This is a genomic window from Ectopseudomonas oleovorans (assembly GCF_003052605.1).
GTDB lineage: Bacteria > Pseudomonadota > Gammaproteobacteria > Pseudomonadales > Pseudomonadaceae > Aquipseudomonas > Aquipseudomonas oleovorans_A.
The window spans coordinates 1-7,605 of record NZ_QASO01000076.1 but is presented as its reverse complement, the minus strand read 5'-3'; the positions used below and the strand labels follow the sequence as shown (position 1 = coordinate 7,605).

At 50.8% G+C, this 7,605-nt stretch carries 5 protein-coding genes and 3 pseudogenes; 6 read left to right on the top strand and 2 right to left on the bottom strand.

Going from position 1 to position 7,605, the window contains the following annotated elements:
• Nucleotides 1-172, bottom strand: a pseudogene (locus DBO86_RS26685) (transposase); the annotation flags it as partial.
• Between the two features lie 171 nt (nt 173-343).
• Here DBO86_RS26685 and DBO86_RS25860 point away from each other — a divergent pair.
• The 5 genes and pseudogenes from DBO86_RS25860 (at nt 344) to DBO86_RS13035 (ending at nt 6,466) form a co-directional block, all read left to right on the top strand.
• Nucleotides 344-997: a hypothetical protein gene (locus DBO86_RS25860; RefSeq protein ID WP_146173203.1), complete on the top strand. Its 654-nt coding sequence runs from the start codon at nt 344-346 to the stop codon at nt 995-997.
• Nucleotides 994-2,964: a hypothetical protein gene (locus DBO86_RS13045; protein WP_146173202.1), complete on the top strand. Its 1,971-nt coding sequence runs from the start codon at nt 994-996 to the stop codon at nt 2,962-2,964. Before DBO86_RS25860 ends, DBO86_RS13045 begins: the two co-directional genes overlap by 4 nt.
• A 157-nt stretch (nt 2,965-3,121) precedes the next feature.
• Nucleotides 3,122-3,913 carry an ATP-binding protein gene (locus DBO86_RS13040; RefSeq protein WP_167399130.1) on the top strand — a complete coding sequence of 264 codons (792 nt, stop codon included), beginning with the start codon at nt 3,122-3,124 and terminating at the stop codon, nt 3,911-3,913.
• Between the two features lie 14 nt (nt 3,914-3,927).
• Entirely contained in the window at nt 3,928-5,265 is a 1,338-nt protein-coding gene (locus DBO86_RS25855) for a hypothetical protein (protein WP_146173201.1), read from the top strand.
• A 224-nt stretch (nt 5,266-5,489) separates the two neighbouring features.
• Nucleotides 5,490-6,466 (top strand): annotated as a pseudogene (locus tag DBO86_RS13035) (IS5 family transposase).
• A 145-nt stretch (nt 6,467-6,611) separates the two neighbouring features.
• On the opposite strand, the pseudogene DBO86_RS13030 reads toward DBO86_RS13035, so the two are convergent.
• Nucleotides 6,612-7,052 (bottom strand): annotated as a pseudogene (locus tag DBO86_RS13030) (IS3 family transposase); the annotation flags it as partial.
• A gap of 89 nt (nt 7,053-7,141) precedes the next feature.
• On the opposite strand from DBO86_RS13030, the gene DBO86_RS13025 reads away from it, so the two are divergent.
• Nucleotides 7,142-7,605 (top strand): IS5 family transposase (locus DBO86_RS13025; protein ID WP_108233646.1); only part of this gene is annotated, 464 nt, incomplete at its 3' end.

Here is a 7,605-nt window from a genome sequence, read left to right as displayed (position 1 = left end):
AGTGCCGGTTGCGGTAAAGACCTCTGTCCAGATCCGCATTGCCTTTCACGGAGTTACGCTTTCTCGGGATCACGGCCTTGGCCCCTTGTTGCTCAACCTGCTCCCGAACTCTCTCGCTGTCATAGCCCTTGTCCGCGACAATGGTTTCTGCCTCCGGGAGAGTCCTCAGAAGTAAAATCAAAATCCAGCTCCGAAAGTAAAAATCCCAGAGAATCAGAGAGTTGCAATTGGCTTATAGCAGCCCTTTTCTGAGTTTTTGATTTTTTACTTCTAAATGAATGAACTAAAACCTTGAAAGAGGCGCCGCGCGAACTAAAAATATTGCATGTAGGAGGACGAACCTATGCCGAATTCTTCCCCAAAAAGCCTTAATGGCAAGCTGAGAAGTTCGCTGCATGCCGCATTCCGAGCTCGGGCGCGACGTAACAGCAATTTATGGCTGGTCTATAGCTACAAGACTGATAGGGATTGGCTCGTCAGTGGAGATCATCAGTTAGTGCACTGGATCATGTTTCTAGAAGCATGCCCTGATGTGAAGACCTATAGCCTGATTGAAAACCCTGGCGACCTCGAGGCGGACGGCATTTTGGGGTATCCAGAGGCCTTAGTTACCTATAAAGGCTTACGGCAAGAGGTCCATATTATCGTTGATGATCTAGATGATTCAGCAAAGGCTGGTCGTCGCGAAAGTTTCGAATTTCGATATTTTACTCACGCAGACCTAAAGGCCTCGGCCAAGACAGCCTCTAGGTGGCTTAGGGTTATCGCCTTCGCCGCTGGTGTTCGAGGTCGCGATCTCTCTGAGGCCAATCATGCGGTTGTTTACCTTGTTCACCAAAGAAGGTCTGGGACGCTGAAAGGAGTGCTGGATGACTTAAGTCATTTAGATAGTACAGCAGTATTGGGCGTGCTTGCTAGGCTTGCTATCACGGGCGTCCTACGTCTTGATCTATCTCAATGCTCCTTTGGGTTGGATTCTCATTGGGAGGTAGCATGAGCAGGCGGCGATCCAAAGGAAAAATACTCGCTGATATTGGAGATATCAATGCATGGCCGAGTATAAATGACGAGCTTCTGGAGGAGGTCGATAGAAAAATATTTTTAAATAGAAAGGATGCCATCAGGCTCTATTCAGAGGGGTTTTCTGGTGACCATATATTTAGCGTCACACGCATACCTGGCGCAGAGATTTTAAGGCTGCTTGATAGGTGTATGGAAATTTCTCCAGATGGCTCAATATGGGGCATGAGAGCGCTTGTGCCTGGGCGAAGAATCAAGAGTTATGAGCGCACTGCGCCCTCAAAGGGAAAGCTGCCTGAAGGGAGGGGTGGGTGTGCTGGATCTCTTGGGAAGTTGTTTTATGAATATCCCGATCTTGAAAAATACCTTATCGATCAAATACTAAAATGGAATCCTTCGGGCAAAGTTTACGAGTTCAGGATTCGTCCTAAGGACCTTCATGCTAGCTTCATTAAGAAAATTAAAAAGCTCGGAGTGCTACCCGATCAGTGGCCGTTCAATACTAAGTACCTCGGGCTAAGATCGATTACCGGATTCATGAAGGCTGTTTTAGAGTCAAATTTCTCTAGAGCGGTTGCAGTAAGAGGGGCGTCTGCCGCGCAAGCGCATATGTCGCTTGGAAGTAGCTTTGAGACATTGCTAAGAATGGATGATCCTTTCGATTGCGTAGAGATAGATGCCTATTATATTGATGCGGAATTTTGTATCAACTTTAAGAATATGGATGGAACGCTTTCCAGGCTCAATTTAAAGAGGCTGTGGCTTCTAGCAATAGTGGATCGTGCGTCTACTGCTATTTTGTGGTTTCGTGTCGTATATCGGAGTGAGTGCTCTGCCTCCGATGTTGTATCGCTCATGTCTGAGTCTCTTAGCCAGGAGCTTCCTGTGCCCGCTTATGAGCTTCCGGGGTTGGAGGAACCAATGGAAAAGGGCTTTCCGAGTCAGAGGTTCCCACAGTGTAATCAAGCGGTTTGGGGGGTGGTAATGCTTGATAATGCCTTGGCTCATCTCGCAAAAGCAGTGTCTGAACATGCGCGAAAGCAACTGGGCTTTGCAATCAACTATGGGCCAGTAAGCCACTTTGAGCGAAGGCCTAATGTTGAGGGGCTGTTCAGGCTTATACGAAATGATGTGTTCGGAAGAATTCCCAGCACCACAGGCGGGAATCCTCATAATTCGCGTACAGCTGATGCCGAAGATATAGCTGTAAAGCTTAATGTTAACGCTGAAGCATTAGATAGGATTATTTACTCCTGCTCAGTCAGATACAACTTGTCTCCAACTGAGGGTTTGGGTTTTTTGTCGCCAATAGAGTTCATGGACCAAAAGCTTCATATGTATGGTGCGCCACTAATGCGAAAGCTGGTTAAAAGTCAAAGGGAATCCAGTCAAACCACTTTGACAATTAAAGAGACGCCAACAGTCCGCGGGAGTATTGCGGACGGAAGAAGGCCGTACGTTCAAATCGATCGTGTCAAATATACCAACCCAACACTCGCTCGCATAGCTGGCTTGATAGGTAAAAAGATAGTGATCGAAATAAATGAGCAGGATATGCGATCAGTTACTGCGTTCTTAACTTCAGGCGAGTCCATTGGTGTCCTTCGGGCAGTCGGGAAGTGGGGGCGGACACCACATAATAGACAGACCAGAAAGGCTATTAATAGCCTTGTATCGAGGCGCTTGCTGGCACTTTCTCAAATCGACGACCCGATCCTGGCATACATAGATCACTTGAACGGTTTGCTTCGCAGAAGCAAGCCGCGACCTGCGGATGCCATGGAAGCTGGTCGTGTGGCCAAGCAGGCAGGCCTCGAATTGCAGCTTGGCCGCGCAGAAGAGGAGGGAGATTCTCCTGTTGAGCGGGTTAAAGCAGAAGCGCCTCGTGAAAGCATCGTCAGTACAGTTATGCCTGACATTAAGAGCATCCTAAAAAGCCTCTAGGTGAGGGGGAGCTATGCCTATTACTTATACTGAAAGGGAAAATTTGATAAGCAGGCATCCAGTGCTAACCACAAAGCATATGGTGCCAACCCCGACCATCGAGAGTATATACGGCATGGTGCGGGAGCGCGTGTGGTTGTACCGCCCGAGTATGTATATGTACGCCAAGCCACGAATGGGTAAGACGACTTGCGCTGTGGCGATTAAATTCTTGTTGAATGCTGAATTCTCCAATAAATACGTAGAAATTTTGTCTGCCGATACTACAAAAAAGTCAACATTGTGCAGGGATCTTGCCGCAGAGCTTGGGTTGCATTTTTCCTTGCGCGCTAATGTGGCAAGCGTCGTTGATTTACTGATAACCCACATTATATGCGAGTTGGATGAGCTGGGTGGCGATCATTTTGTTCTCATTATTGATGAAATGCAGGCGCTACAAGAGCCTGCCTACAATGAACTGCTTCTCTTGCAGAACAGGCTTGGGATTCGTGGAATCAAGCTGACTACCGTTGGATTTTCGCAACCTGAGATAAATAACGAAAGAACAGCTCTGATGGTGGCTGGAGCTACTAATTTGATTGAGCGATTTCTGAGTGAGCCAATAGTATTTAAGGGGTGCGACGGAGTAAAATGGCTTTCTAAAGTTCTTCGGTCTTATGATGAGGACTTGCAGTTTCCGGAGGGAGAGTGTACCTACACTGAATTTTTCTTTCCTGAAGCATTTGGCGCAGGCATGCGATTAGTACAGTCATCCGAGTTAATCTGGGAAACGGTTAGGGAAGTTGCTGGCAAGGCTGGCTCTAAAAATCTTCAGGTGGAGCAAGTATTTAGAGTTATACAAGAATTGCTGGTTTCTATGCGTAGTAGGGACTGTGCCGGATTCCGGATTGAAAAAAAAGATATAGCCGGAGTGCTTGATAAGCTGAGTCTTGCGGACACTTTAGCATGAACAAAAGGCTAATAATGAGCAAGCCTTTGGTTCCGTTTGAATCTATCTGGTTAATATTTCTTAAGTTGCAGTTTCTTAATAGAAGCAGCCCCTCGGATATATTTGGCGCATGCTTAAGCGCTGACCAGATTCGCCCCGTCTTATGGTCAAGGAGTTGGCTGGAAGAGCAAAATCTGCAGGAGCTAACCGGGCTTGCGATTGAGTCGCTGGATTCAGCTTTTACCCCGAAAGGCTCTGAGGGTTATACGTGTGATGTTGTCAAGCACTGCCCTGAATGTCTGAAGATGAGGTACCATTGTTCGGTTTTTCAGCTCAATATTATCGAAGAATGTCCATGGCATGGAGTAAGGCTCGAATTTTGCCGGGAGTGCACCTCCATTGTACAGACTCATGGCCTTTTTCGATCGACTACGCCGAGAGGAGGAATTGAGTTTAGTTGCGGGCATTTCAAAATAATGTCGGGTGAGGTTTTATTAACGTCAGTCCCAATCGATCTTTCTGAAAGGATAGAGTCTTTTTGCTCAAATGTAAAGCGATGGCTTGAATCAGCTGCTGAGGTTTCTCGCTTTCTACTGCCATACGTACACGGCAAAAAAGGCGAGCAAGAATCAGTTATTGGAGTTAGAGATGTAGCGTTGAGTTACCTTGAAGACAAGGTTGTAGGGGCTCCATGGCTACTTGAGTATTTGAAGTTTCCGGTAAAAATTATAAATATTGGTGGAGAGAAGTTTACTGGTCGATCTGTTTCTGATGTCGATTTGCGGGCCTGCTTAAAGTCGCTACGGCGAAACGTCAGAAAACGGTATCTTCGAAGGCATGCGAGCTGTTATAGGGTGATTTCTCAATACCAAGTGACAGAGTCTCGCACCATCATTCTTGATCAGACATGTCCAGCAGCTATGGCGCTCCTAATATGGGATGTCAAATGTAGAATTCTTGATATTAACGTTGTTCCGTGGAAATTCGGAGCGCTCGCTGTCGTTGAGGCGGAAAGGTCCTATGAAATTGGTTATGTGTTAAATGTCATGCTTGCTCGATTTTTTGATATATGGGGTAGGCTTGAGCTTCACTCTCATCACTGCACAGATGAAAGCCTGGTTGTTGATATAAGTGAGTTGCTATGCAAGGGGTTTGGGTTGTGTTTTGATTGTCATAATGATTCTGGTGCGGTTGTTTATGTGGATCCTGATTTTCTGAAGAAGCGAAGGAACGCTTGTCTTGCAGTCAAGAGAGGGTGTCCGACTGTACTTAGGTATGTATATGATTATTCATGGGTTCCTGGCATGAGCACGTTTGTGCGACTGTTTTCAATGACGGCAGCGAGGACGAAGCACGTACATTTTTATGTATAGTGCGGTCAATTTGGCTATCCACTTTTTAGATGGGTTTAGTTTGTGATTCCCGAACGGGTCTTGCAATTGGCAGCGGCAAGGTAATTCATTAAGCGTATACGATGCTCTACAGTTTCGGGTCATTCGAGCGGACTGCGAAACAACGCAACGGCACTTAGGGAAGGTCTGAAAAACACTTCCCGATCTGTTGAAATAGCCCGCCAGCCCCTCTGGAGCCCTCTTGCATGAAGCAGCTGTCCTTCGCCGATGCCGAGTACGCCGGCAAGCGCAAACAGACCCGTCGTGAGCGTTTCCTGATTGAGATGGATCAGGTCGTGCCGTGGCAGGCGCTGATGGTGCTGATCGAGCCGTACTACCCGAGAGGCGAAGGTGGGCGTCCGGCCTATCCGTTGGCTGCCATGCTGCGTGTGCACCTCATGCAGAACTGGTTCGGCTACAGCGATCCGGCGATGGAGGAAGCGCTCTACGAGGTGACGATCCTGCACCACTTCGCTGGACTGCATCTGGATCGGATCCCGGACGAAACCCCCACCTCAACTTCCGGCGTCTGCTGGAAAGGCACGAACTGGCCAGTCAGATCCTGGAAGTCATCAACGGCTACCTGGGCGAGCGCGGCCTGCTGTTGCGCCAGGGCAGCATCGTCGACGCGACCATCATCCATGCGCCCAGCTCGACCAAGAACAAGGATGGCAAGCGCGATCCGGAGATGCACCAGACCAAGAAGGGCAACCAGTACTATTTCGGCATGAAGGCACACATCGGCGTCGACGACGACTCAGGGCTGGTGCACAGCGTGATCGGCACGGCGGCCAACGTCGCTGACGTCACTCAGGTCGACAAATTGCAGCATGGCGAAGAGTCGTATGTCTGCGCGGACGCCGGCTACACCGGTGTTGAAAAGCGCCCCGAGCATGAAGGCCGCGAGGTCATCTGGTCGGTTGCCGCTCGCCGCAGTACCTACAAGCCGCTCGGCAAGCGCAGTCTGCTCGGGCGCGTGATTCGCCAGATTGAGAAGGCCAAGGCCCAGACGCGAGCCAAGGTTGAACATCCGTTCCGGGTGATCAAGTACCAGTTCGGCTACACAAAGGTGCGTTTCCGTGGGCTGGCGAATAACACGGCCCAACTGGTCACCCTGTTTGCCCTGTCGAACCTCTGGATGATGCGGAAACGACTGCTGATGGCAGGCGAGGTGCGTCCGTGATGCGGGCAGTAGCCCACAGGGCGCCCGTGAAGGGCACGGAATAGGGTCGAGAGTGCTGAAATAGCCCGCGACTGACGCAAGAGACCTTCGTTTTTCGGCTTGCCGGGCAGGGCGAAGACGGAAGACGAGGCTATTTCTGTAGTGGTCAAGCCATCCCGGACAGTGGGTTAAGTTTTTTCTCTGCAACGGCGGGCGGGAGTCCGTCGTTGGCCTGATGCGGCCTGAGCCAGTTGTACCGATGCATCAGGTAATGGCTGATGTCGCGCTGCGCCTCTCTGGCAGTCATGTAGCCTGTCGGCGGGATCCACTCAGTTTTCAGGCTGCGAAACAGTCGCTCCATCGGGGCGTTGTCCCAGCAGTTGCCGCGTCGACTCATGCTCTGCCGCATTCGGTAACGCCACAGCCGCTGCCGGAACAAGCGGCTGGCATATTGGCTGCCCTGATCTGAATGGAACATCACCTGCTGCGGCCTTCCGCGCTGCTCGTAGGCCATATCGAGCGCACGGACTGCCAACTCTGCATCCGGCTTGCAGGAGAGCGCCCATCCAATGACTCGGCGAACATGCAGATCCAGGACCACTGCTAGGGAAACGCTGATCTATTCCGCCGAACCTGACCGTTCCGTCGCCGCGCTCCGCTTGCGATAATCGCACGCCTGCCCAACGAGCCCCAGCCATGCAATCGAGCTTTACCGACCTCGAGTACGCCGCCAAGAAGAAGCTGACCCGTCGCGACCGCTTCCTGGCCGAGATCGATGCCGTCACACCTTGGGCCGCGCTGGCCGCTGAGCTGGAGCCTTTCTATCCCAAGGGCAAGGGACGTGGGCGACCTCCGATCGGTCTCGAGCGCATGCTGCGGATGTATGTCGCGCAGCAGTGTTTCGGGCTGTCCGACGAAGGCATCGAGGATGCCATCTACGACAGCCAGTCGATCCGCAGCTTCGTCGGCATCGACTTGGGTCGGGAAGATGCACCGGATGCGACCACTCTGCTGAAGTTCCGCCGGCTGCTCGAAACGCACGAACTCACCCGCAAGATCTTCGAGACGATCAACCGGCAACTGGCCGAGAAAGGCCTGCTGATGCGCGAAGGTACCATTGTCGACGCCACGCTGATCGCTGCGCCGCCTTCGACGAAGAA

Bases quoted from the DNA above. Each gene is read 5' to 3' on its own strand.
- DBO86_RS25860 (WP_146173203.1), top strand. From the start codon at position 344: ATGCCGAATTCTTCCCCAAAAAGCCTTAATGGCAAGCTGAGAAGTTCG.
- DBO86_RS13045 (WP_146173202.1), top strand. From the start codon at position 994: ATGAGCAGGCGGCGATCCAAAGGAAAAATACTCGCTGATATTGGAGAT.
- DBO86_RS13040 (WP_167399130.1), top strand. From the start codon at position 3,122: ATGTACGCCAAGCCACGAATGGGTAAGACGACTTGCGCTGTGGCGATT.
- DBO86_RS25855 (WP_146173201.1), top strand. From the start codon at position 3,928: ATGAGCAAGCCTTTGGTTCCGTTTGAATCTATCTGGTTAATATTTCTT.